This is a genomic window from Streptomyces boluensis (assembly GCF_009908195.1).
Lineage (GTDB): Bacteria > Actinomycetota > Actinomycetes > Streptomycetales > Streptomycetaceae > Streptomyces > Streptomyces boluensis.
Genome location: NZ_JAAAHS010000792.1, coordinates 1 through 379 on the forward strand (window position 1 = coordinate 1; position 379 = coordinate 379).

1 protein-coding gene is annotated in these 379 nt (G+C 69.4%); it reads left to right on the forward strand.

Annotated elements, in window-relative coordinates:
• The first annotated feature begins 190 nt into the window (after window positions 1–190).
• Window positions 191–346 carry a hypothetical protein gene (locus GUY60_RS38120; protein ID WP_161706062.1) on the forward strand — a complete coding sequence of 52 codons (156 nt, stop codon included), beginning with the start codon at window positions 191–193 and terminating at the stop codon, window positions 344–346.
• The last annotated feature ends 33 nt before the right edge of the window (window positions 347–379 follow it).

Here is a 379-nt window from a genome sequence, read left to right on the forward strand (position 1 = left end):
GGGGAACGCACGGGGGATCGGCCGCGGCGGCGCGGAGGGGGAGCCGTCGCGGCCGACGCATGTCCGGAGCAATTCGGAAAGAGGCGTTCCGGGTGGCATCGGTGGACAGATATCCATCGAGCCATTACGAATGCACAGCCTCCACACCCGTGCCGGCTGACCAAGAACACTGCAACTCAGGGGAGTTCACATGATCCGCGCCAAGAAGGTCCTCGTCACGTTAGCCATTGCCACGGCTGCCTTCGCGGGTGCCGCAGTCCTGACGGCCGGCGCCCCGCAGTCCGGAGCCGCCGAGGTCATAGCCGGCGACAACCACGCCCCGGCGCCGCCGGCAAGCCTCGCCTGATCGCCGCGGGAAGGGGCCCGAGCGGTACACCGC

Excerpts from the sequence above, each read along its gene's own strand:
- GUY60_RS38120 (WP_161706062.1), top strand. The coding sequence starts at position 191 with ATGATCCGCGCCAAGAAGGTCCTCGTCACGTTAGCCATTGCCACGGCT.